Origin of the sequence: Mucilaginibacter antarcticus (assembly GCF_042686155.1) — a bacterium.
In the GTDB taxonomy this organism is placed as follows: domain Bacteria; phylum Bacteroidota; class Bacteroidia; order Sphingobacteriales; family Sphingobacteriaceae; genus Mucilaginibacter; species Mucilaginibacter antarcticus.
Genome location: NZ_JBHUON010000055.1, coordinates 1 through 554 on the forward strand (window position 1 = coordinate 1; position 554 = coordinate 554).

General features: G+C 55.8%; 1 protein-coding gene. It reads left to right on the forward strand.

Annotation, left to right across the window (positions count from 1 at the left end; translation table 11 throughout):
* Nucleotides 1-39: 39 nt before the first annotated feature.
* Nucleotides 40-554 (forward strand): glycoside hydrolase family 20 zincin-like fold domain-containing protein (locus ACFSYC_RS19625; protein WP_377130570.1); only part of this gene is annotated, 515 nt, incomplete at its 3' end.

Genomic DNA, 554 nt, shown 5'->3' on the forward strand with positions numbered 1-554 from the left:
ATTGCTGCACCTGCCTGGCATGCGGCCCGCTCTGACATCATGCCCAATTACTACCTGGTGGGAGATGGGCTGGCGCCGGGGACAATCGACAGCACTGTGCAACAAACAGAGCCAGGCTCTGGTTTACCGGTGAATTCCCATGCCGGTAGCTGGACTAAACCAAACCAGTATCGTCGCAACGCCGATGATGTATTGCCGCTTCAAACCAGCGAGGCACAATTTGCTGCTTTGCCTGAGCAATGGCCTGTGGTCACTGCAAACCGCGTTGTGCCAAAGGTAAGACAGCGCCAGGATAGTCTGCAAAAGCGCCATTTAACAGGCATTAAATTATCCTCTGATGCTGCGCATTTAGCGCCGTGGCTACCGCTTGTTGAGCAGCTGGGCCTGCCAGTTGGTGAGCAGCAGGAAACTATCAGTATTGTTATCGCCGGACAGCAGTTCAGCGGACCCGAACACTATGCTTTGCGCATTGAGGAACAGGCCATCACCCTGACTGCTGCGTCGGATAAAGCGGCAGGCTATGGCTTGCTCACGCTGGCTCAGCTGCGCGACCC